The sequence below is a fragment of the Streptomyces sp. NPDC048196 genome (assembly GCF_040652715.1).
Lineage (GTDB): Bacteria > Actinomycetota > Actinomycetes > Streptomycetales > Streptomycetaceae > Streptomyces > Streptomyces siderophoricus.
In genome coordinates this window covers 164,981-188,237 of sequence record NZ_JBEZMM010000011.1, presented here as the reverse complement: position 1 = coordinate 188,237, position 23,257 = coordinate 164,981, and the positions used below count along the sequence as shown (strand labels likewise).

Genomic DNA, 23,257 nt, shown 5'->3' with positions numbered 1-23,257 from the left:
TGTTTGGGACGTAAAGCGACAGCAGTCCCAAACACCGGCCCCGCAGGCCCGTCACCGCACCCAACACAAACCCAGCCCGCCGCAGGCGCAACGGCGAGACCACCCGCGGCGGGACGGCCAACTACGTGCGCGGCGCCGCAATGCGCACAACGGCGAGCCCCGCGGCGGGACAGACGGCTACGCGCGCGGCGCCGCAAAGCGCAACGGCGAGCCCCGCGGCGGGACAGACGGCTACGCGCGCGGCGCCGCAAAGCGCAACGGCGAGCCCCGCGGCGCAGCAGACAGCTACGTGGGCGGCACCGCAAAGCGCACAACGGCAACCCCCACGCCAGGAAAGCCAACTACATACGCCCTAAGCCACAAACTGAAGACGAGCCGCCCCATCATGGTGGATCGGCGTGTGCGCGCCCGTCAGTGGCGCCCCCGTGCCGCCACGGCGGTTGGCGACGATTTCGGCGGCGATCGAGAGGGCGGTCTCCTCGGGGGTGCGGGCCCCGAGGTCGAGGCCGATCGGTGAGCGCAGGCGGTTGAGTTCGAGTTCGGTCAGGCCGACGTCGCGCAGTCGCTGGAGGCGGTCCAGGTGGGTGCGGCGCGAGCCCATCGCGCCGACGTAGGCGACGGGGAGTTTCAGCGCGCGTTCCAGGAGCGGCACGTCGAACTTGGCGTCGTGGGTGAGGACGCACAGCACCGTGCGGCCGTCGAGTTCCTGGGAGTCGAGGTAGCGGTGCGGCCAGTCGACGACGATCTCGTCGGCGTCGGGGAAGCGGGTGCGGGTCGCGAAGACGGGGCGGGCGTCGCAGACCGTGACGTGGTAGTTGAGGAATTTGCCGACCCGTACCAGGGCGGAGGCGAAGTCGATGGCACCGAAGACGATCATGCGGGGGGCGGGGACGGAGGATTCGACGAGGAGGACGACCGGCCGGCCGCACTGCGAGCCGTCCTCGCCGATCTCGATCGTCGTGGTGCGGCCCGCGTCGAGCAGGGCGCGGGTCTCCTCGACGGCGGTGCGGTCGAGGGCGGGATGGCCGCCGAGGGTGCCCTCATGGGTGCCGTCGGGGCGCACGAGCAGTGCCCGGCCGAGGAGTTCGGCGGGGCCCTCGATGATCCGGGCGACCGCCGCCGCCTCCCCGGCGGCAGCGGCGGCCAGCCCGGCGGCGAGCGTGTCGGCAGTGCTGTCCACCCACTCCCCCGCGGCTCCGCCGGGTGCGGAGCGCGGGGCGCCCGTCCGTATCGGCTGGACGAGGATGTCGATGATGCCGCCGCAGGTCAGGCCCACGGCGAAGGCGTCCTCGTCGCTGTACCCGAAGCGTTCCAGGACCGGTTGGCCGGTCCGCAGCGCTTCTTGGCACAGTTCGTAGACCGCGCCTTCCACGCATCCGCCGGAGACCGAACCGATCGCCGTGCCGTCGCCGTCCACGGCGAGGGCGGCTCCTGGTTGGCGGGGCGCGCTGCCGTTGGTGGCCACGACGGTGGCCACCGCGAACTCACGGCCCTGCTCGACCCACCGGTGCAGCTCGTCGGCGATGTCCAGCATGTCGGTCTCCTTACGGATAACGGATGGGTGGATGCGGCGGATCAGTGGTGTACGCCCAGCCAGTTCTCGATCGGGTTGAGCGAGAAGTAGGCCAGGAACACCAGGGAGAGCACCCACATCAGCCAGCCGGGCTCGCGCCACTTGCCCTGCACGGCCTTGATGGCGACGTGGGCGAGGACGCCGGCCGCGATGCCCGCGGTGATGGAGTACGTGAACGGCATGAGGACCGTCGTCAGGAACACCGGGATGGCGGTCGCGGGGTCGTCCCAGTTGATGTGCTTGGCGTTGGTCAGCATCATCGAGCCGATGACCACCAGTGCGGCGGCGGCGACCTGGGTGGGGATGACCTGGGCCAACGGGGTGAAGAAGAGGCAGAGCGCGAAGCCCAGACCGGTGATGACGCTGGCGAAGCCGGTCCGTGCGCCGTCGCCGACGCCCGCGGTGGACTCGACGAACACGGTCTGGCCGGAGGCGCCGGTGAGACCGCCGACCATTCCGCCCGCACCGTCGATGGCCAGGGCCTTGTTCAGCCCGGGCATCTTGCCGTCCTTGTCGGCGAGGTTGGCCTGCTGGCCGATGCCGATGATGGTGCCCATGGCGTCGAAGAAGCCCGCCAGGACGAGGGTGAAGACGATGACGCCGATGGTGATGCCGCCGACGTTGCCCAGGCCGCTGAAGGAGACGTGGCCCAGCAGTCCGAAGTCGGGGGTGTCGACGATGGATCCGGAGATGACGGGTGCGTTGCGGCCGCCCCAGTCCTTGACGGTCAGCCCGGCGAGCTGGTGGACGACCGCGGAGAAGACCGTGCCGCCGACGATGCCGATGAGGATGGCGCCGGGCACCTTGCGGACCTGCAGCAGGAAGATCAGCAGGACGGTGAAGGCGAAGCAGAGCACGGGCCAGCCGGTGAGCATGTCGGCGGTGCCGAGCTGGATCGGCTTGGCGCCGGCGAGACCGCCCGGGCCGGGCATGGAGGTGACGAAGCCCGCCTGGACCAGGCCGATGAGGCAGACGAACAGGCCGATGCCCATGGTGATGGCGTGCTTGAGCGGCAACGGGATCGCGTTCATGATCAGTTCCCGTGCGCCGGTGACGACCAGCAGGACGATCACGGCACCGTAAATGATGCACATCGCCCAGGCGTTGTCCCAGGTCATCTGCGGGGCGACCTGGAAGGACATCACGGCGGACACGCTCAGGCCGGCGGCCAGGGCGAGCGGGACGTTGCCGAGGAACCCCATGACGATCGTGGTGACGGCGGCGGCCAGCGCGGTCGCCGTGGTCACCTGGTCGGCGTTGAGGGTGGCTCCGGTGATGTCCTTCGTGGTGGTCAGGATCACCGGGTTCAGGAGGATGATGTACGCCATCGCCATGAAGGTGGTGACGCCGCCACGCACCTCCCGGCCGACCGTCGACCCTCTCTCGGATATGTGGAAGTACCTGTCGAGCCAGGACCGGCCGGCGGGCTGGCGCGAGCCGTTGCCCGCGTCTTCCGCCGTGGTCCTCGGCTCAGTGGACTGCTGGGTCATGGTGCCTTACTCCCAAGGTTCAAAGGGGCACTCGCGAAGTGGGCGAGATTTGGGATGGATCTTCGGCTGCACGACCCGGGGGACGGCCCGAGGCGAACGTGGGGTACTGACTGCGTACGAGGCAGCAGCGACTGCGGTGGTGCGAGGGGGGAGGCTCCGGGCGGTGCGCGGAGGAGGACGGACAGGGACACCCCTTGTCGCGTACCGCCCGGAGGCCGGGGTCCGGGGGGGGAGCGCCCCCGGACGGCTCACTGTGTGCCGGTGAGGTGCTCCGGGCGCACCGGCGTCTTGTTGAGCTCCAGTCCCGTGGCCGCGCGGATCGCCGCGAGGACCGCAGGGGTCGAGGAGAGGGTGGGGGCCTCGCCGATGCCGCGGACACCGTAGGGCGCGTGCGGGTCGGCGAGTTCCAGGTAGTCGACCGGGATGGTGGGGGTGTCGAGGATGGTCGGGAGCAGGTAGTCCGTGAAGGAGGGGTTCTTCACCTTCGCGGTCTTCGGGTCGACGATGATCTCCTCCATCACCGCGACGCCGAGGCCCTGGGTGGTTCCGCCCTGGATCTGGCCGATGACGGAGAGCGGGTTGACCGCCTTGCCGACGTCCTGGGCGCAGGCCAGTTCGATCACCTTGACGAGGCCGAGCTCGGTGTCGACCTCGACGACCGCGCGGTGTGCGGCGAAGGCGTACTGGACGTGGCCGTTGCCCTGTCCTGTGCGCAGGTCGAAGGCCTCGGTGGGGCGGTGCCGGAACTCCTCCTCGACCTCCACGGCCTCGTCCTCCAGGACGTCCACGATGGTGGCGAGGGCCTCGCCACCGTCGGTGACGACCTTGCCGCCCTCCAGGAGGAGTTCGGCGGTGGCCCACGCCGGGTGGTACGAGCCGAACTTGCGCCGGCCGATCTCCAGGACCTTCTCGCGGACGATCTCGCAGGAGTTCTTGATGGCGCCGCCGGTCATGTACGTCTGACGGCCCGCGGAGGTCGACCCCGCCGAGCCCACCTGGGTGTCCGCGGGGGCGATGGTGACCTGCTGGACGCCGAGTTCGGTGCGGGCGATCTGTGCGTGGATGGTGACGCCGCCCTGGCCGACCTCCGCCGCGGCGGTGTGGACGGTGGCCACGGCCTCGCCGTTGATGACCTCGATGCGGATCTTCGCGGTCGAGTAGTCGTCGAAGCCCTCGGAGAAGCCGACGTTCTTGATGCCGACGGCGTAGCCGACACCGCGGACGACGCCTTCGCCGTGGGTGGTGTTGGACAGACCGCCGGGCAGTGCGCGGACGTCGGCGCCCTCGCTGGACTCCCACTGGCGCTCCGGCGGCATGGGGCGGGCCTTGACCCTGCGCAGCAGCTCGGCGACGGGAGCGGGCGAGTCGACCGGCTGGCCGGTCGGCATGATGGTGCCCTGCTCCATCGCGTTCTTCTGGCGGAACTCCACCGGGTCCATGCCCAACTTCGCCGCCAGCTTGTCCATTTGGGCCTCGTACGCGAAGCATGCCTGGACCGCGCCGAAGCCGCGCATGGCGCCGCAGGGCGGGTTGTTGGTGTAGAGGCCGATCGCCTCGATCTCCACGTCGTCGATGACGTACGGACCGACCGAGAGGGACGAGGCGTTGCCGACGACCGAGGGGGTCGACGACATGTAGGCGCCGCCGTCGAGGACGATCTTGCACTTCATGTGCGTGATCTTGCCGTCCTTGGTGGCGCCGTGCTCGTAGTAGAGCTTCGCCGGGTGCCGGTGGACGTGGCCGAAGAAGGACTCGTAGCGGTTGTAGACCATCTTCACCGGCTTGCCCGTGCGCAGGGCGAGCACGGAGGCGAGGATCTGCATCGAGATGTCCTCGCGGCCGCCGAACGCGCCGCCGACGCCGGCCATCGTCATGCGGACCTTCTCCTCGGGCAGGCCGAGGCAGGGGGCGATCTGCTTGAGGTCCGAGTGCAGCCACTGGGTGGCCACGTAGAGGTCGACGCCGCCGTCCTCGGCGGGCACCGCGAGGCCGGACTCCGGGCCGAGGAAGGCCTGGTCCTGCATGCCGAAGGTGTACTCGCCCTTGACGATCACGTCGGCTTTTTTGGCGGCCTCGGCGGCGTTGCCGCGGATGATCGGCTGGCGGTGCACGATGTTCGGGTGCGGGACGTGCCCGGCGTGGTGGTCGCCGCGGTTCTCGTGGACCAGGATCGCGTCGGGAGCGGTCGCGGACGCCTCGTCCGTGATGACCGGGAGCTCCTTGTACTCGATCTTGATCTTCGCAGCGGCGCGGCGCGCGGTCTCGGGGTGGTCCGCGGCCACGAGGGCGACCGGCTCGCCGTGGTGGCGGACCTTGCCGTAGGCGAGGACGGGGGTGTCCTGGTACTCCATGCCGTAGTTCTTCGCGGCCGGCAGGTCGTCGGCCGTCAGGACGGCGTAGACGCCCGACAGGGCCAGGGCCTCGGAGGTGTCGATGGACACGATCTCGGCGTGCGCGACCGTGGAGCGCAGGGCCTGGCCCCAGAGCATCTCCTCGTGCCACATGTCCGAGGAGTAGGCGAATTCGCCGGTGACCTTCAGGGTGCCGTCGGGGCGCAGCATCGACTCACCGACGCCGCCCTTGGTCTGGGAGCCCTGGGTGACGTTGGCGGGTATACCCGTGGTGGTGCCAGCCATGATCAGACCGCCTCTCCCTGACGGGCCGCGGCCAGGCGGACCGCGTCGAGGATCTTCTCGTAACCGGTGCAGCGGCAGAGGTTGCCGGACAGCGCCTCGCGGATGTCCGCGTCGGACGGCGTGTCGTTGCGCTCCAGGAGCTCGTCGGCCGCGACGAGCAGACCGGGGGTGCAGAAGCCGCACTGGACGGCGCCGGCGTCGATGAACGCCTGCTGGATCGGCGAGAGTTCAGCGCCTTCGCCGGTCTGCGAGTCCTGGCCCTTGGCGCTCCACCGCTGGGCGTCCTGGAGCGAGGTGCCACAGGCGCCGGAGGCGCAGCCGCCGCCGGGGTGGGCGCTCTCGCGGTGCTTGGCGTAGTCGGCGAGGCCCTCGACGGTGGTGACCTCGCGGCCCTCGACCTGGCCGGCTGCGACCAGGCAGGAGCACACCGGCACACCGTCCAGGCGGACCGTACAAGAGCCGCATTCGCCCTGTTCGCAGGCGTTCTTGGAGCCCGGGAGGCCCATCCGCTCGCGGAGGACGTACAGCAGGCTCTCGCCTTCCCAGACGTCGTCGGCCTCCTGCTGGCGGCCGTTGACGGTGAATGTCACGCGCACTGTGCGCTCCTCTCATTGCCGCGGTAGGACTCCCAGGTCCAGCCGAGGGTGCGGCGCGCCATGATGCCGACCGCGTGCCGGCGGTACTTGGCGCTGCCGCGCACGTCGTCGATCGGGTTGCAGGCACCGGAGGCGAGCTGCGCGAACTGCTTGGCCACGGACGGCGGGATGGGGTTGCCGGACTCCCAGAAGCCGCCCTCCTCCAGCGCCGCGGCGAGGAAGTCCTCGGCCTCGCGGGCACGTACGGGGGTGGGTGCGGCGGAGCCGATGCCGGTGCGGACCGTGCGGGTCTCGGGGTGCAGTGCGATGCCGAAGGCGCACACCGCGATGACCATGGCGTTGCGGGTGCCGACCTTGGAGAACTGCTGCGGGCCGTCGGCCTTGGGCAGATGCACCGAACGGATCAGCTCGTCGGGGGCCAGGGCGTTGCGCTTGACGCCGACGTAGAACTCGTCGATCGGGATCATGCGGCGGCCGCGGACGGACTCGACCTCGACCTCGCAGCCGGAGGCGAGCAGCGCGGGGTGGGCGTCTCCGGCCGGGGAGGCGGTGCCGAGGTTGCCGCCGACGCCGCCGCGGTTGCGGATCTGCGGGGAGGCGACGGTGTGGGAGGCGAGCGCGAGACCGGGGAGTTCGGTCCGCAGGTTCTCCATGATCTTGGTGTAAGGAACGGAGGCGCCGAGGCGCACGGTCTTCTCTCCGACCTCCCACTCGCTCAGCTCACCGATGCGATTCAGGTCGAGCAGGTACTCGGGGCGGCGGTGGTCGAAGTTGATCTCGACCATCACGTCCGTGCCGCCCGCGATGGGCACAGCGGTGGGGTGCTCGGCCTTAGCGGCGAGCGCCTCCTCCCAGCTGGCGGGGCGAAGGAAGTCCATGGGTGGCCTCTTCTACGAAAAGATGGGGTCGTTCGCTGCTCATGGTGAGGAGCCGGGGCCCTCGTCGCCATCGAGCCGTTCATGTCTTGTTAACGCGGTTGGAGTTAGTGAACGCGCCCGGGACCCGCCCGGTGCAGTCACTGAAACCATGAAGCGGTTGGCTGGCCAAGCCACCTGTCTTGTAGATTCGAACGAAAGACGAGGCTCTGAAACCTCGCGGCATTCCACCGGCAACACCAGACAGCAAAGAACGGCGGGCGAGGTCATGCGGCTCCGCGCACTCCTGGACACCCACACCCTGGGCCTTCGGCTGCTCGGCGGCGAGGACGAGCTGGACCGCACGGTACGCGGCGTGATGACCACGGACCTGCGCGATCCCAGCCGCTACCTCTCCGGCGGCGAGCTGGTGCTGACCGGTCTGGCCTGGCGCCGCGAGCCGGAGGACTCCGAACGGTTCGTACGGATCCTGGCCTCGGCCGGGGTCGCCGGGCTCGGCGCGGGCGAGGCCGAGCTGGGCGCGATCCCCGACGATCTCGTCCAGGCCTGCGCCCGGCACCGCCTGCCGCTGTTCTCGGTGGACGAGACGGTCTCGTTCGCGTCCATCACCGAGCACGTGGTGCGGCAGGTCTCCAGCGAGCGGGCCGGCGACCTGGCCGCCGTGGTGGACCGCCACCGCCGGCTGATGACGTCGGGCCCCACGGGCGGCGGCCCGGAGGTCGTCCTGGACCTGCTCGGCTCCGACCTGGACCTGCGGGCCTGGGTGCTCTCCCCCACCGGCCGGCAGATCGCCGGATCGACGCTGGCGGGCGCCGGGCCCGAGCTGCCCGCCGACCTGGCCGCCCGGCTCGCCGGTGAGCATCTGGCGGCCGCCCGCACCGGCCGGCGCGGCCCGCACCGGATCGGCCTGGAGGGAGCCACGTTCTCGCTGTTCCCGATCCGCCACGAGAGCCGTGACCTGCGGCAGACGCTGCTGAGCGACTGGCTGCTGGCCGTCGAGGCGGACGCCGGCGACTGGTCCGAGGAACGGCTCGATCTGCTGCACGGCGTCACCCAGCTGATCGCCGTCGAACGGGACCGGCGCGACGCCGCCCGTACGGTGCGCCGGCGGCTCGCGCAGGAGGTGCTGGAGCTCGTCCAGACCGGTGCGCCGCCCGCCGAGATCGCGGCCCGGCTGCGGGTCGCGGCGCCGGTGCTGCTGCCCGGCCTGGGCACCGCCCCGCACTGGCAGATCGTGGTGGCCAGGGTCGAGTGGGAGGGCGGTGACCTGCCCGGCGGCCCGGTGGCGCAGTCCCTCCTGGAGGAGGTGCTGGTGGACCCGGGCACCTTCGGTCCGGAGCCCTCCGACCGGATCGCGGTGGCGCACACCGGCGACGAGGCGGTGGCGCTGGTGCCGCTGCCGGTCCCCGAGGAGCCCGAGGACGGTTCGGCGGCCGGGCTGCACGCCGATGCGCTGCTCTCCGTCGTCCGGGAGCCGCTGGGCCGCGGGCTGGACGGCGACGGGCGGCTGACGGTCGGGGTGAGCGCCTCGGTCCACTCCGCGGAGGGGCTGCGCGGCGCCCTGGAGGAGGCCCGGCACGCCCGCCGGGTCGCCGCGGCCCGCCCGGGCCGGGTCTGCGCCGCCGGCCACGAGGAGCTGGCCTCGCACGTCCTGCTGCTCCCCTTCGTCCCCGACGACGTCCGCCGCGCCTTCACCGCCCGCCTCCTGGACCCGCTCCGCGACTACGACCGCCGGCACCGCGCCGAGCTGATCCCCACCCTGGAGGCCTTCCTGGACTGCGACGGTTCCTGGACCCGCTGCGCCACCCGCCTCCACCTGCACGTCAACACGCTCCGCTACCGGGTCGGCCGGATCGAGCAGCTCACCGGCCGCGACCTGTCCCGCCTGGAGGACAAGCTGGACTTCTTCCTGGCTCTGCGGATGAGCTGACGGGCGGCCTCCGGGCGGGCCGACCGGCCCGTCCCGGTGACGAGCGCCCACGGGATCCGTACGCCCGCGGCCGCGCCGGTGCGGCCGCCGGCACCGCACCGGCTCCGCCCCGGCCGCGCCCGCCGCACCGTGCCCGCCGCCCGCCGACCACTCCGAATCGGCCATTCGGGGTCATCCGATCGGGCGGCTTCCCGCCAACTCCGTACGGTGCCCGACCACCCGCCCGGCCGCGCGCCCGCCCGGCGACGGCCCCGATCTGCGCCGCCCGGCCCCTCACGACCGGCCACGGCGCGATTGTGAATTCATTCACCCACCCCCTTGGCCGCACCGCGGAATCCGTGCTGAGATTCGCCCAGGCTTCCTGTTTCCAGCTCAATGGCGCGCTCGGGGAGGGCAATGTGGCGGATACCGCCATGTCAGGATCCGCGGATGCCGCGGATTCCGTCAGTACCGCCGATCCGGTATCGCTCGCGGTACCGGCACCGGCACCCGCACCGGAAGTACCGACAGTCAGAACGGTCGAGGGGGATGACCCCCTCGACCGTGCCGTTTGGCGGCTGCGCTCCCGGGGCTGCTGGGACGACGCGGCCGCGCTCCTGGAACCACACTCCGTCCGGCACGCCCCGGCCGCCCTGCGGCGCGCCGCGCTCCTGGTGGAGCGCTGCATGTTCACCACCACCGGTTGGGCCGAGGCGGAGGACGCGCTGCGCGCCGCCGAAGCACTGGCCGGCAACGACGACGAGCGCGGCGGCGCGGCCTGCGAACGCGGCCATCTCGCCTACGCGGCAACGGTGTTGGGCGTACGGGACCGGGCCGACGAGGCGCGTTCGGCGCTCGGCCGGGCGGCCGCGCTGCTCGCCCCGACCGCGGCCGGCCGCCCGCTGCTGGACTTCCGGCGCGGGCTGATGGCCGAGCACGTCGCGGACAGCCCGGACGCGGCCCGCGCCGCCTACCGCCGCGCCCACGCCGGCGCCACCGCACAGGGCGACAGCCTGCTGCTGTCCTTCACCTGGCGCCATCTGGCCGGACTCGCCCTACGGGACGGGGAGTTGGCGGAGGCCCGGCACGGGTTCGCCGAGTCGCTGCGGATCCGCGAGGAACTGGGCTTCCTCGTGGGCACGGCCCCGGCGCTCGCGGCACTGGCCGACGCCGCGCCGGAGGACGACGCGGACCGCCTCCGCGCCGAGGCCGCCCGCCTCTTCCGCCTCATGGGCGGCGTCCCCACCTGGCTCGCCGACCACCTTTCGACGGCCCCGGCGGCCACGTAACCCGGGCAACCACGGCACGGAACGGCCGGGATCGTTCACGCGGGATCGTTCACGGGGGCCGCCCGCCGGGAGCGCCTACCGGGATCGTTCACGAGGAGCGCCCGCTGGTATCGCCCACCGGGATCGTTCAGGAGGAGCGCCCGCCGGAATCGTCCACCGGGAGCGCCCACCGCGAAACCAACCGCGCCGACACCTCGACCCGCATCCCGCAACTCCCCAAACAGCGTTCGCGCGTTGGCGACGCTCACCCCTCGTACACCGCTCCCCCGTTGGCCGCGTCCGGCACCGCGCTCCATAGAGGGTGGCCGGAAAACCGCACCACTTCACCCGCCCACCCCCCGAAGGGGGGTGGGCGGCGGGGAAAAACAAAAGAAGGTGCGGGTGGGCGGCGGGTAAGGGGGCAGCCGCACCGCGCGGCCACGCGCACCGGCTCGCCGAGCGGGAGGAGCCCGCCTCCGGGCCCCGCCATGTGGGCCCCGCCTTGGTGGGCCCCCGCCGCCACGGGAGGGCCCCGTCCTCACAGCTCTGCGCCTCCCAGGAGGGCCCCACCCTCACGGGTCCGCGCTTCCGCAGTAGCGCCCACCGCCGCGGCAACCCGCCCCCGTCCCACCCACCACCGCGGCACACCCGTCGCCGCCCCGTCCCACCCACCGCCGCGCCCCAACCCACCCCCTCCCGCCCAGGACATGTCAAGGCATCGTCCTCGGCCATGCCGAGGTTCGCCGCGATTGGCCGGGACGGGTCTGTCCTGAGGGCGGATCGGCCGGGGCGCGACGGTCGGCGGGTGGCGGCCCGGGGCGGCGGGAGGGGCGAACCGGGAGGTGGGCGGCGCGCACCGGTCGGGCGGGCGGCGGGGATGCGGCGTGCCCCGCCTGCCCCGAGAATGGCCTCAAGTCGCACTGTGAGCGGGCGGCAGGGCCTGGATGCTGGTCCGGGACCAGCTGGGGCCCCTCCCCATCGACAGAGCCCACCAGGAGGCCATCTGTGGCAGCAGGAGTGACCAAGACGACCACTGGAACCGACTGGGGCAAGGCGGATTTCGAGGCGATCTACAACTGCCCTGATCCCCGTCGGTACTTCACCACCCTGCAACCCCTGGAGTACCAGATTCCGCACCACGGCCAGGCGGTGTTCCGCGCACTGACCGAGACCCTGCGCAGGAGTCGCGGCGACCGCCCCCCGTTGAGCGTCGTGGACCTGTGCTGCTCGTACGGGGTCAACGCGGCGCTGCTCAATCACCGGCTGTCCCTGACCGACCTCTACGGGCGCTATGCCGGCGACCGCCCGGACGGCCCGACGACCGGCCAACTGACCGACGAGGACCGCGCGTTCTTCGCCACCCGGCGGCGCGCCGAAGCCGTCCGGGTGACCGGCATCGACGCGGCGGAGCGGGCCGTGGGGTACGCGCGCGAGGTCGGCCTGCTCGATCACGGGTTCGCGGAGAACCTGGAGCTCGACGAGCCGAGCGCGGAGCTGCGCGCCGTACTGGCCGGCACCGATCTGATCACCGTCACCGGAGGCGTCGGCTACATATCCGCCCGGACCTTCGGCCGGCTCTTCGACTGTGTGGCCCGGCCGCCCTGGGTCGCCGCGTTCGTCCTGCGGACGGTCTCCTACCGGCCGGTGTCCGCCCTGCTGGCCCGGGCCGGGCTGGTGACCGAGCAGCTCACCACCCGTACGTTCCGCCAGCGGCGGTTCGCCGACGGGGACGAGCGGCGCGCGGCGTTCGAGGCGCTGGCCCGGCGCGGGCTGTCCATCGCCGGCAAGGAGTCCGACGGCTTCTACCACGCCGATTTCTATCTGTCCCGGCCGGCCGCCGAGGTCGCGGCCCTGCCGCTGACGGAACTGCTGCCGGGCTGAGCGGTCCGGACCGGGGTGTCCGGGCCGGTCGCCCGGCGAACGGGCCGTCCGGGCCGGGCCGGCCGGGCCGTCAATGCGGGTGCCGGGCCACCGAGACGTGTTCGCGGGCGATGCGCTCGGCGACCGTGTGCTCCTGGGCGATCAGGGCGTCGAGCAGTGCGGTGTGTTCGGAGGCGTCGGCCAGCAGTTCGGCGGTGCGCAGGCGGGCGCCGCCGGCCGCGGACCACTGGGCGCGGCGGAGCAGGTCGCCGGTGACCTCGGTGAGCCGGCGGTTGCCGGTGAGCGACATCACGGCCTGGTGGAACGCGTGGTCGGCCTCGGCGTAGCCGGCCCGGTCGCCGCGGGCGGCGGCCGCGACGCCGGAGGCGGCGAGCGGGCGCAGCTCCTCCCAGCGCTCCGGGGGCAGCGCCCGGGCCAGCCGGACGATCGCGGGGACCTCCAGCATGGTGCGGACCTCGGCGAGCTCGGCGAGGTCGCGGGAGCTGCGCTCGGCGATCCGGAAGCCGCGGTTGGGCACGACCTCGACGGCGCCCTCGCCGGCGAGCTGCTGCATGGCCTCCCGGACCGGGGTCGCGGACACTCCGTAGCGTTCGGCGAGCGCCGGGCCGGAGTAGACCTCGCCGGGGGTCAGCTCACCGTCGACGAGGGCCCGGCGCAGCGCGGCCAGCACCTGGGCGCGGACCGAGTGCCGCCGGGGTGCAGCGGGACCGGGCTGCGCGGGCACCCAGGCCCGTGCGCGCGGCTGCTGCTCCGCTGTGCCCTGCTCCATGGCGGCTCCTTCTGACATTCCCAGCACGATAGGCGGCCTTGGCGATAGTTCAAATCCGGAAGGAGGCGGAACGGCCGGTCCCGGCCCTCGTCCAGGTGGCTCGGGACTGGCTCGCGAGGGGCCCGGGTAGGGTTTCGGATAAGGTAAGCCTTACCTGTCCACGCTCGCGATTCGGTGGTCACCCCCATGGCTTCTGCCCTCGCCGCCCCGCCCGTCACACACCCCGTCGCCGAGTCGTACGCGCGCCTTTCGGAGGCGTTCCCCGGACTGCGGGTGTCGCTGTGGGACGCGGCTCCGCCGACCGGTGACGGTTGGGTGTGCGCGGCCGGGCTCGCGGCCGGTGGAGAGGCCCTGGAATCCTTCCTGGCCTGGGACGACGCTCAGATCCAGCGGGACTACGGGCAGTCCGCCCGGCCCGATGTCATCGCCAGTTTCGCGCTGCACCGCTACGCCTGGCCGGCCTGTCTGCTGATCACGATCCCGTGGTTCCTGCACCGCCGGGTGCCGTACCTGCCCGTGCAGGACGTCTGCTTCCAGCGCGAGCTGGGCCGGATGGCCGTGCGCATCGGCTCGTTCGGGTGCCTGCCGGACGATCCGGCGGCGGCGCTGCCCGGTGCCCGGGTGGTGCCGGACGAGGAGGCGCTGCGCGCGGAGGTGCGGGCGGCGGTGGCCGGGCATCTGGCGCCCGTCCTGGAGGGGTTCCGCGCGCGGATGCGGCGCGGTCCGCGGGCGCTGTGGGGCATGGCGTCCGACGAGATCGTCGAGGGGCTGTGGTACCTGGGGCACCTGCTGGGCGAGGAGCCGCGGGCGGTGGCGGAGCTGGCGCGGCTGCTGCCGGGCGCCACCTCCCCGTACGTGGGCGGCGCCGGTTTCCGTACGCTGACCGGTCCGGACGGGGCCGCGCTGCAGACCCGGGACCGCGCCAGTTGCTGCATGTTCTACACGCTGCGTCCCGAGGACACCTGCATCACCTGTCCGCGCACCTGCGACGCGGATCGCATCACCCGCCTCACCGCAACCACCTGACCCCCACACCACCCGTTCGGGTCGCCGAATTCGAACCCAACCGGCCGTGCGCATACGGCAGTTCGAGGGTGGCGTCCGCTATCTGCCGGTCCTTCCCCTCCTTGGCGTTCTCTTGCTCCGAAAGCCCTTGGGGGGCGAGTGGATTCCGCCAGGATGTCGCGCGAAATCGCGTATCCGAGGCAAGGGATCCCCACCATGAGAACGACCGACATATCGCTGGATTGGCTTGTTCCCGGCGTCCTGTCGCTGGGTGCCGTGTTGGCCGCCGCGGTGCTGGTGGTGCGCGGCCGCCGGGCGGCCGCGCAGTCGGGCGCCGACGACTCCTGGGAACGCAGCGAGGAGCGCCGCCGCCGCAAGGAGGCCGTCTTCGCCTCCGCCTCCTATCTGCTGCTCTTCTGCTGTGCCGCGGTCGCCGCCGCGCTGTCCTTCCACGGACTGGTCGGCTTCGGCGTCCAGAACCTCGGGCTGACCGACGGCTGGGAGTACCTGGTGCCGTTCGGGCTCGACGGTGCGGCGATGTTCTGCTCGGTGCTCGCCGTGCGCGAGGCCAGTCACGGCGACGCGGCGCTGGGCTCGCGCATGCTGGTGTGGACCTTCGCGGGCGCCGCGGCGTGGTTCAACTGGGTGCATGCGCCGCGCGGCCTGGACCATGCCGGCGCCCCGCAGTTCTTCGCCGGGATGTCGCTGTCGGCCGCGGTGCTCTTCGACCGCGCGCTGAAGCAGACCCGCCGGGCGGCGCTGCGGGAGCAGGGCCTGGTGCCCCGGCCGCTGCCGCAGATCCGGATCGTGCGCTGGCTGCGCGCGCCCCGCGAGACCTTCGCGGCCTGGTCGCTGATGCTGCTGGAGGGCGTGCGGACGCTGGACGAGGCCGTCGAGGAGGTCCGCGAGGACCGGCGGGAGCGGGAGCAGAACCGCCTGCGCCGCCGCGAGCAGGGCAAGCTCGACCGGGCCCGGATCAAGGCGATCAACCGCCAGCACCGCGGCTGGGGCATCGGCCGGAGCGGCGGCCGGCAGTTGGCGGTCACCCCCGCCGGCGCCGAGGTGGCCGGTCCGGACTCCGCCATAGCCGGCGATCCGCCGCCCCTGCCCGCCGTAGAGCTGCCGCTGCGCTCCCGCCCGGCCCTCAAGGCCGTATCCGGCGCTGACCCCGACGCGGTCACCGTCACGGACACCGTCGATCCCGCGGCCCGGTCCTGGCGGGCCGTGGACCTCACCGCGGAGGACGACACCCAGACGCTGCCCCGTCTGGACTCCCTGGAGGAGAAACTCGCCGAGATCGAACGGCAATTCGGCTGACCGGCGGCGGACCGCGTCGGCCGACACCCCCGACTCCTGGTCAGGCCGGTCCGCCGCCCAGCTCGAACCAGACGCATTTGCCGAATCCCTCGCTGCGTATCCCCCACGCGTCGGCCAGGGCGCGCACCAGCATCAGGCCCCGGCCCGAGGTCCCGTCCGTGCTCGCCGCACGCACCTCAGGGCGCCCCGGAGCGCAGTCCCGCACCTCGACCCGCAGCCGGTCGCCGACCTTCGCCGTGACCACCGCATCGCCCTCGGCGTGGACCAGGGCGTTGGTGACCAGTTCGCTGGTGAGCAGCGTGGCGACCTCCGCGAGCTCGCCGCCACCGGGTGCCGCCCACCGGCTGAGTAATTGCCGCAGTTCCCTGCGTATCTCGCCGACCGCGCGCAGATCGGCCCGGCGCACCTTCCGCTCCAGCACGCCCGGCGCCCGCGCCGCGCCCCCCTCGCTCGGCTGGGTCGTCGTCTGTCGTCGTTCCCGTTCCTCGCGTCGCACAGGCTGACGCATACTCTCCCCCGCCCCCCACGGACCTCGGCGTCCGGTCTCGAACAGCCTCACGGTCAGCATGCCCATCGGATCAGTCGCCATGCTTCCGTCCGGTTCCGCTTCGGGGCACGCGGTCGTCCGCGCGCCGGGTGGGCGGGCCGGGCCGCGCTGGGTATGCCTGTCGGGTGGGGCCCGGACGAGCGGGAGGAGCCGCCGTGCACGACGACCGACTGCTGGTGGAGGGGCGCCTGGCACGGGCGCTGGGCCAGTTCATCCGGCCCGCGGTGTACGCGGCGCGGGTGCCGCTGCGGCTGGCCGTGTGGCATGCGCCGGGCGAACCGCGGCCGGTGGCCGAGGCGCTGGACGCCGAGTACGTGCCGTTCGCGGTGGGCGAAGCGTGGGGGCCGCCGTGGTCGACGAGCTGGTTCCGGCTGGCGGGTGAGGTGCCCGAGGAGTGGGCGGGGCGGCGGGTGGAGGCCGTCATCGACCCCGGGTTCAGCGGCGATGGGCCCGGTTTCCAGGCGGAGGGCCTGGTGTACGACGCCGGGGGCGTGCCGCTGAAGGGGATCCATCCGCGCAACCGGCACGTCCCCGTCGGTGCGCCCGTCCGCGGGGGCGAGGAGGTGCGGCTGCTGCTGGAGGCCGCCGCGAATCCGGCGGTGCTGCGGGACTTCCGCCCCACCGACCTCGGTGACGTCCGTACCGCGCCGGACCGCCCGCTGTACCGCTTCGCCTCGGCGGAGCTGGCCGTCCTCGACGAGACGGTCTGGCACCTCGTGCTCGACATCGAGGTGCTGGCCGAGCTGATGCCGGAGCTGCCGGCCGACGGCCCGCGCCGGCACGAGATCCTGCGGGCGTTGGAGGACATGTTGGACGCGTTGGACCTGCACGACGTCGCGGGCACGGCGGAGGCCGGCCGGGCCGCGCTGGCCGGGGTCCTCGGCCGCCCCGCCGCGGCCAGCGCCCACCGGCTCTCGGCCACCGGGCACGCCCATATCGACTCCGCCTGGCTGTGGCCGCTGCGGGAGACCGTCCGCAAGGCGTCCCGCACCTTCGCCAATGTCACCCAACTCGCTGGCGAATACCCCGAGTTGGTGTTCGCCTGTTCCCAGGCGCAGCAGTACGCCTGGGTCAAGGAGCACCAGCCGCACATCTGGGCGCGCATCAAGGAGGCGGTGCACAACGGCACCTGGGCGCCGGTCGGTTCGATGTGGGTGGAGTCGGACGCCAACATGCCCGGCGGCGAGGCGCTGGCCCGGCAGCTGGTGCACGGCAAGCGGTTCTTCCTGGAGGAGCTGGGGGTGGAGACCGAGGAGATCTGGCTGCCGGACTCCTTCGGCTACACCGCGGCCTTCCCGCAGCTGGCCCGGCTGGCCGGCGCGCGGTGGTTCCTGACGCAGAAGCTGTCGTGGAACCAGACCGACCGGATGCCGCACCACACCTTCTGGTGGGAGGGCATCGACGGCACCCGCGTCTTCACCCACTTCCCGCCGGTCGACACCTACAACTCGCGGCTGCACGGCGCCGAACTCGCCTACGCCGAGCGGAACTTCGCCGAGAAGGGCCGCGCCACCCGCTCCCTGGTCCCGTTCGGCTGGGGTGACGGCGGGGGCGGCCCGACCCGCGAGATGCTGGAGCGGGCCCGCCGGCTGCGCTCGCTGGAGGGCTCCCCGCGGGTCGAGATCGAACCGCCGGCCCGGTTCTTCGCCGCGGCGCACGAGGAGTACGGTGCGGCCGCGCCGGTCTGGTCGGGCGAGCTGTACCTGCAGTACCACCGGGGCACGTACACCTCGCAGGCCAAGACCAAACAGGGCAACCGGCGCAGTGAACACCTGCTGCGCGAGGCGGAGTTGTGGGCCGCGACGGCGGCGGTCCGGGCCGGGGGCGCGCAGGGCGGGTATGCGTATCCGTACGACGCGCTGGACCGGATCTGGAAGACCGTGCTGCTGCACCAGTTCCACGACATCCTGCCGGGCTCGTCGATCGCCTGGGTGCACCGGGAGGCCAGGGACACCTACGCGGCGGTCGAGTCGGAACTGACCGGCATCGTCGAGGAGGCGCTGGCCGCGCTGGGCCGGGCGGCGGACGGCGCGCCGCCCACGGTGTTCAACGCCTCGCCGTACGACCGGGACGAGATCGTCGAGCTGCCGGGAGGCGGGGACGGCGCGGGTGCGGCCGTCGCCGTGCACGTCCCCGCGCTGGGGGCGGCGGCCGTCCGCCCGCCGGGGCCGGACTCCCCCGTTCCGCCGCCCGCGCCCGTACGGACCGCCACCGGTGCCGACGGCACCGTCACCCTCGACAACGGGCTGCTCCGGGTCCGCATCGACACCGACGGCCTGCTGGCCTCGGTCCGCGATCTGCATGCCGGGCGGGAGGTGCTGGCGCCCGGCGCCCGCGGCAATCTGCTCCAGCTGCACCCCGACCACCCCACGAAGTACGACGCCTGGGACCTCGACCGGCACTACCGCCACCGGCACACCGATCTGACCGCCGCCGAGTCCGTCGACCTGCTCGCCTCCGGGCCGTTGACCGCGACCGTGCGGGTGACCAGGGCGTTCGGTGCGTCCCGGGTCGTCCAGGAGCTGACGCTGCGGGCCGGTGCGCACCGCCTCGACGTGCTCACCGACATCGACTGGCACGAGTCGGAGAAGGTCCTCAAGGCCGCCTTCCCGCTGGACGTGCACGCCGAACGGTCCACCGCCGAGATCCAGTTCGGGCACGTCCACCGGCCCACCCACACCAACACCAGCTGGGACGCGGCCCGTTTCGAGATCTGTGCGCACCGCTGGCTGCGGGTGGCCGAGCCGGGCTACGGCGTCGCGCTGCTCAACGACTCGACCTACGGCCACGACGTGACCCGGGTCCCGCACGCCGAGGGCCTGGGCACGACCGTGCGGCTGACCCTGCTGCGCGCCCCGCACAGCCCCGACCCGGCGACCGACCAGGGCAGCCACCGGTTCCGCTACGCGCTGCTGCCGGGTGCCACGACCGGCGCCGCGGTCGCCGAGGGCCTCGCCCTGAACCTGCCCCTGCGGACCGCGGCCGCGCCGCCGGTGCCGCCGCTGATCCGCGTCGACCACCCGGCGCTCACCGTCGAGTCGGTCAAACTCGCCGAGGACCGCAGCGGTGACGTGGTGGTCCGGCTCTACGAGTCCCGGGGCGGCCGCGCCACCGGCATCCTCTCGCCCGGCTTCCCCGTCGAACGGGCCACCGTGACCGACCTGTTGGAGCGTCCGCTGCACGACGAGGAGGAGGGGCCGACCGCGGAACTGACGCTGGAGCTGCGCCCGTTCCAGATCCTGACGCTCCGGCTGCGGCCGCAGCGCCCCGGCGGCTGACCGCGCGCCCGGCGGTTCACACCCGGGGGATGTTCCGCAGGTTGGAGCGGGCCATCTGCAGCATCCGGCCGACCCCGCCGTCCAGCACGATCCTGCCGGCCGACAGCGCGAAACCGGACACCATTTCCGCGCTGATCTTCGGCGGGATGGACAGCGCGTGCGGGTCGGTGACGACGTCGACCAGTGCGGGCCCGTCGTGCCGGAAGGCGTCGCGCAGCGCCCCGCGCAGCTGCCTGGGCTTCTCCACCCGGACGCCGTACACCCCGGCCGCGCGGGCGATCGCCGCGAAGTCCGGGTTGTGGTTGGTGGTGCCGTACGACGGCAGGCCGGAGACCATCATCTCCAGCTCGACCATGCCGAGGGAGGAGTTGTTGAACAGCACCACCTTCACCGGCAGGTCGTACTGGACCAGGGTGAGGAAGTCGCCCATCAGCATGGCGAATCCGCCGTCGCCCGACATCGAGACGACCTGGCGGCGGCGGTCGAGGAACTGGGCGCCGATCGCCTGGGGCAGCGCGTTGGCCATGGACCCGTGGCTGAAGGAGCCGATGACCCGGCGGCGGCCGTTGGGCGTGAGGTAGCGGGCGGCCCAGACGTTGCACATGCCGGTGTCGACCGTGAAGACGGCGTCGTCGGCGGCCTCCTCGTCCAGCACCGAGGCGACGAACTCGGGGTGGATCGGCACGTGCTTCTCCACCTTCCTCGTGTACGCCTTGACCACGCCCTCCAGCGCGTCCGCGTGCTTCTTCAGCATCCGGTCGAGGAACTTCCGGTCCGTCTTCCCGCGGACCTTGGGGATCAGGCAGCGCAGTGTCTCGCGGACGTCGCCCCAGACGGCGAGGTCGAGCTTGGTGCGGCGGCCCAGGTGTTCGGGCCGTACGTCGACCTGGACGATCTTGACGTCGTCCGGCAGGAACGCGTTGTAGGGGAAGTCCGTGCCGAGCAGGAGCAGCAGATCGCACTCATGGGTGGCCTCGTAGGCCGCGCCGTACCCGAGCAGTCCGCTCATGCCGACGTCGTAGGGGTTGTCGTACTGGATCCATTCCTTGCCGCGCAGGGCGTGGCCCACCGGGGCCTTCACCCGCTCGGCGAACTCCATCACCTCGGCGTGCGCACCGGCCGTGCCGCTGCCGCAGAACAGCGTGACCGTGCGGGCCTCGTCGACCATCCGGGCCAGCGCGTCGATCTCGGCGTCCCCGGGCCGGGCCAGGGGCCGGGTGGTGACGAGTGCGTGCTGGATGGCGCGCTCGGGCGCCTGCTCGGCGGCGATGTCGCCGGGCAGCGAGACCACCGCGACGCCGCTCCGGCCGACGGCGTGCTGGATGGCGGTCTGCAGCACCCGCGGCATCTGCCGGGTGCTCGAGATCAGCTCGCTGTAGTGGCTGCACTCGGTGAACAGCCGGTCCGGGTGGGTCTCCTGGAAGAAGGTGGTGCCGATCTCGCTGGAGGGGATGTGCGAGGCGAGCGCGAGGACCGGGGCCATCGAACGGTGCGCGTCGAAGAGGCCGTTGATGAGGTGCAGATTGCCCGGTCCGCACGAGCCGGCGCAGGCCGCGAGCTTGCCGGTGAGCTGCGCCTCCGCCCCGGCGGCGAAGGCGGCGGCCTCCTCGTGCCGGACCTGGATCCAGTCGATCGCGGCGTTCCGGCGGACGGCGTCCACCACCGGGTTCAGGCTGTCGCCGACGACACCGTAGAGGCGCCGCACCCCCGCCCGCGCCAGGATGTCCACGAACTGCTCAGCCACGGTCTGCTTCGCCATGTCGCTGTCGCTCCCAGGATGGAAGGGGGTCGGGGCCAGGGGTACGGGGGCCTGTCCCCATGAACCCATGCGGGCGGGCGGTCCGCCTCCGCTGTCCGCCGTCTGCCCGGCCGGCCGTCCAGGAGTGCTGGGCCGGTCGGGTGTCCGCGGTGGCCGGCGCCGGCCCGCACGGTCGCGGGCGGCCGGCAAGCGCTTCCGGGTCCCGTCCGGCAGTCTGGGGCCATGAGCGCGTGGCAGCTGGTCGCGGTCGGCCTGGTGATGCTGCTCGGGCTGATCGGGGTGCTGGTACCCGGAATCCCCGGGCCGCTGATCGTGTGGGCGGGCGTGCTGTGGTGGGCGGTGACGGAGAAGTCCGGCCCGGCATGGGCGGTGCTGATGGGCGCCACCGCCCTGCTGTTGGTCAACCAGGCGCTGAAGTGGCTGCTGCCGGTGCGCGATCTGCGGGCCGCGGGCGCGCCGTACCGCACCCTGTTCCTGGCCGGCGCGGCCGGCATCGTCGGCTTCTTCGTGCTGCCGGTGATCGGTGCCGTGGTGGGCGCGGTCGGCGGCCTCTACCTGCTGGAACGGGTCCGGCTCGGCGGCCACGGCGACGCCTGGGCCTCGACCCGCACGGTGATGCGCACCCTCGGTCTGAGCGTGCTGGTCGAACTGCTCGCCTGCCTGCTGGTGGTCGGCGGCTGGGCGGCGACGGTGCTCGCGATGTGAGCCGGCCTCGGGCGAGGGGTAGCGACCGGGCCGGCCTCAGGCCGCGGGCGCCGCCACAGCGGGGGCCGGCAGCTCGCCCGGCGGGAGCAGTCCCGCCCGCCACAGATGGTGCAGGGCGTACGCGCCCCAGGGCCGCCAGGCCCCCTCCGGGTCCGCAGCCCGCTCCGCGCCCCGCTCCGCTTCGGCCCGCTCGCCGACCTCCGGGCCGCCTACGTCCGGGTCCCCCAGCGCCCGCATCCTGATGTACGCGGCGGTGCGCGGCCCGACACCGGGCAACGCGGCCAGCGCCCGCTCCGCAGCGGCCCGGTCGGCGCCGGCGTCCAGCAGGACCGTGCCGTCGGCGAGCGCGGTGCACAGCACGCGCACCGGGTCGGGGACGTCCGCGCCGGTCAGCTCCGCGGGCGCCGGGAAGAGGTGGGTCAGCCCGCCGTCCGCCGCGTCCAGCGGCTTCCCGTGGGCCCGCACCAGCTCGGCGGCGCGTTCCGACGGCCCGCCGAGCACGATCCGTACGGCCATCTCCTCAGGGTCCGCCGCGCCCGGCGAGCGCAGGCCCGGGCGCTCTGCCACCAGCGGGCCGAGCACCGGGTCGGCGCCGAGCCGCTCGGCGACGGCGTACGGGTCGGCGTCCAGGTCGAAGAGCCGGCGCAGCCGCTGCACGGCCGTCGACAGGTCCCGCAGGTCGGTCAGGAGCAGCCGGCACTCCAGCCAGCCGCCGGCCCCGCCCCGGGCCGCCGGGCACACCCGGCCGGCCGGCGGCCGGGACCGTCCGCGCGGCCCGGCGGGCGGCTCCTCGACCTCGGCGATCCCGGTGCCGTAGGTGAGCCGCAGGGTACGGCGGTAGGTGCGCGGGCCGGGCCCGCCCCGTACCTCCTCCACGCCGGGGACGGCCCGTTCCGCCAGGAAGTCGAAGATCTCCGCGGCCGCGTACGGGCCCCGGTAGGCCAGCCGCAGCGGAATCCCGCCGGGCGCCGGGCCGCCGCCCGGGGCGGGCCGCGACCGGGGGCGCGTGCTCGTCACGGTCCCGCCGCCGCGCCCGCCCACCGCCGCGGCCCTCAGCTCGCTCGGCGTACCGGCGTAGATCTCCCGCATGGTGTCGTTGAACTGCCGGATGCTGGCGAATCCGGCCGCGAACGCCAGCTCGGTCACCGGGAGCGCGGTGGTCTGCAGCAGCACCCGGGCGGTGTGTGCCCGGCGGGCCCGGGCCAGTGCGACCGGCCCGGCGCCCAGCTCCGCGGTCAGTTGCCGCTGCACCTGCCGCGCGCTGTACCCCAGCCGCTGTGCCAGCCCGGCGACGCCCTCCCGGTCGACCACGCCGTCGCCGATGAACCGCATGGCCCGGCCGACCAGGTCGGCGCGCACGTTCCACTCGGCCGAGCCGGGCACGGCGTCCGGCCGGCACCGCCGGCAGGCCCGGAAACCGGCGGCCTGCGCGGCCGCGGCCGACGGGAAGAACCGCACGTTCACCCGCTTGGGAGTGACCGCGGGGCAGCTCGGCCGGCAGTAGATGCCGGTCGTCACCACCGCGAAGAAGAACTCCCCGTCGAACCGCGCGTCCCGGCTGGACACCGCTTCGTACCTGGTCCCGTCGTCCATCACGCCTCCAGTCTGCCCCCGCGGCGGGGCCCCGGCTGGCGGATTTCGGACATGGC

Annotated in this window: 16 protein-coding genes; 7 read left to right on the top strand and 9 right to left on the bottom strand. The window is 73.2% G+C overall.

Features of this window, described 5'->3' with window-relative positions:
- Positions 1-352 precede the first annotated feature (352 nt).
- The 5 genes from AB0E02_RS15030 to AB0E02_RS15010 form a co-directional block, all read right to left on the bottom strand.
- Positions 353-1,534 (bottom strand): XdhC/CoxI family protein, encoded by a 1,182-nt coding sequence (locus AB0E02_RS15030; RefSeq protein ID WP_362139047.1) that lies wholly within the window; start codon positions 1,532-1,534, stop codon positions 353-355.
- Between the two features lie 41 nt (positions 1,535-1,575).
- The gene (locus AB0E02_RS15025; protein WP_362139045.1) at positions 1,576-3,063 is read right to left on the bottom strand and encodes an NCS2 family permease; all 1,488 of its coding nucleotides are present in this window, start codon (positions 3,061-3,063) and stop codon (positions 1,576-1,578) included.
- 248 nt (positions 3,064-3,311) lie between these two features.
- Entirely contained in the window at positions 3,312-5,699 is a 2,388-nt protein-coding gene (locus AB0E02_RS15020) for a molybdopterin cofactor-binding domain-containing protein (protein ID WP_362139043.1), read from the bottom strand.
- A 2-nt stretch (positions 5,700-5,701) separates the two neighbouring features.
- Positions 5,702-6,295 carry a (2Fe-2S)-binding protein gene (locus tag AB0E02_RS15015; RefSeq protein WP_362139041.1) on the bottom strand — a complete coding sequence of 198 codons (594 nt, stop codon included), beginning with the start codon at positions 6,293-6,295 and terminating at the stop codon, positions 5,702-5,704.
- Positions 6,286-7,173 (bottom strand): xanthine dehydrogenase family protein subunit M, encoded by an 888-nt coding sequence (locus tag AB0E02_RS15010; protein ID WP_030417055.1) that lies wholly within the window; start codon positions 7,171-7,173, stop codon positions 6,286-6,288. Before AB0E02_RS15010 ends, AB0E02_RS15015 begins: the two co-directional genes overlap by 10 nt.
- A gap of 265 nt (positions 7,174-7,438) precedes the next feature.
- Here AB0E02_RS15010 and AB0E02_RS15005 point away from each other — a divergent pair, with 265 nt between their 5' ends.
- The 3 genes from AB0E02_RS15005 to AB0E02_RS14995 all read left to right on the top strand — a co-directional run bounded on the left by AB0E02_RS15005 (position 7,439) and on the right by AB0E02_RS14995 (position 12,228).
- A complete protein-coding gene (locus tag AB0E02_RS15005; RefSeq protein WP_362139038.1) occupies positions 7,439-9,100 on the top strand; it encodes a PucR family transcriptional regulator ligand-binding domain-containing protein in 1,662 nt (553 codons plus the stop codon).
- A 413-nt stretch (positions 9,101-9,513) separates the two neighbouring features.
- On the top strand, positions 9,514-10,368 hold the full coding sequence (locus AB0E02_RS15000) for a hypothetical protein (protein WP_234442370.1): 855 nt from the start codon (positions 9,514-9,516) through the stop codon (positions 10,366-10,368).
- Positions 10,369-11,364: 996 nt separating this feature from the next.
- Complete coding sequence (locus AB0E02_RS14995; RefSeq protein WP_362139073.1) at positions 11,365-12,228, top strand: hypothetical protein; 864 nt, start codon at positions 11,365-11,367, stop codon at positions 12,226-12,228.
- 70 nt (positions 12,229-12,298) lie between these two features.
- On the opposite strand, the gene AB0E02_RS14990 is transcribed toward AB0E02_RS14995, so the two are convergent.
- Complete coding sequence (locus tag AB0E02_RS14990; protein ID WP_362139034.1) at positions 12,299-12,997, bottom strand: GntR family transcriptional regulator; 699 nt, start codon at positions 12,995-12,997, stop codon at positions 12,299-12,301.
- A 186-nt stretch (positions 12,998-13,183) separates the two neighbouring features.
- Between AB0E02_RS14990 and AB0E02_RS14985 the strand changes: the two genes are divergently transcribed.
- Entirely contained in the window at positions 13,184-14,023 is an 840-nt protein-coding gene (locus AB0E02_RS14985; protein WP_362139032.1) for a (2Fe-2S)-binding protein, read from the top strand.
- Positions 14,024-14,218: 195 nt separating this feature from the next.
- Positions 14,219-15,319, top strand: coding sequence for a DUF2637 domain-containing protein (locus AB0E02_RS14980; protein WP_362139030.1), 1,101 nt, complete (start codon positions 14,219-14,221; stop codon positions 15,317-15,319).
- A gap of 40 nt (positions 15,320-15,359) precedes the next feature.
- Here the strand turns inward: AB0E02_RS14980 and AB0E02_RS14975 are convergent, their stop codons facing one another.
- A complete protein-coding gene (locus tag AB0E02_RS14975; protein WP_201807192.1) occupies positions 15,360-15,827 on the bottom strand; it encodes an ATP-binding protein in 468 nt (155 codons plus the stop codon).
- A gap of 194 nt (positions 15,828-16,021) precedes the next feature.
- On the opposite strand from AB0E02_RS14975, the gene AB0E02_RS14970 reads away from it, so the two are divergent.
- Complete coding sequence (locus tag AB0E02_RS14970; RefSeq protein ID WP_362139027.1) at positions 16,022-19,144, top strand: glycoside hydrolase family 38 C-terminal domain-containing protein; 3,123 nt, start codon at positions 16,022-16,024, stop codon at positions 19,142-19,144.
- Between the two features lie 16 nt (positions 19,145-19,160).
- On the opposite strand, the gene AB0E02_RS14965 is transcribed toward AB0E02_RS14970, so the two are convergent.
- Positions 19,161-20,903, bottom strand: a complete 1,743-nt coding sequence (locus AB0E02_RS14965; RefSeq protein WP_362139024.1) for a pyruvate dehydrogenase — start codon at positions 20,901-20,903, stop codon at positions 19,161-19,163.
- Between the two features lie 222 nt (positions 20,904-21,125).
- On the opposite strand from AB0E02_RS14965, the gene AB0E02_RS14960 reads away from it, so the two are divergent.
- Positions 21,126-21,608: a DUF456 domain-containing protein gene (locus tag AB0E02_RS14960; protein WP_362139022.1), complete on the top strand. Its 483-nt coding sequence runs from the start codon at positions 21,126-21,128 to the stop codon at positions 21,606-21,608.
- A 36-nt stretch (positions 21,609-21,644) separates the two neighbouring features.
- Here the strand turns inward: AB0E02_RS14960 and AB0E02_RS14955 are convergent, their stop codons facing one another.
- Positions 21,645-23,201 carry an AlkA N-terminal domain-containing protein gene (locus tag AB0E02_RS14955; protein ID WP_362139020.1) on the bottom strand — a complete coding sequence of 519 codons (1,557 nt, stop codon included), beginning with the start codon at positions 23,199-23,201 and terminating at the stop codon, positions 21,645-21,647.
- Positions 23,202-23,257: the final 56 nt, after the last annotated feature.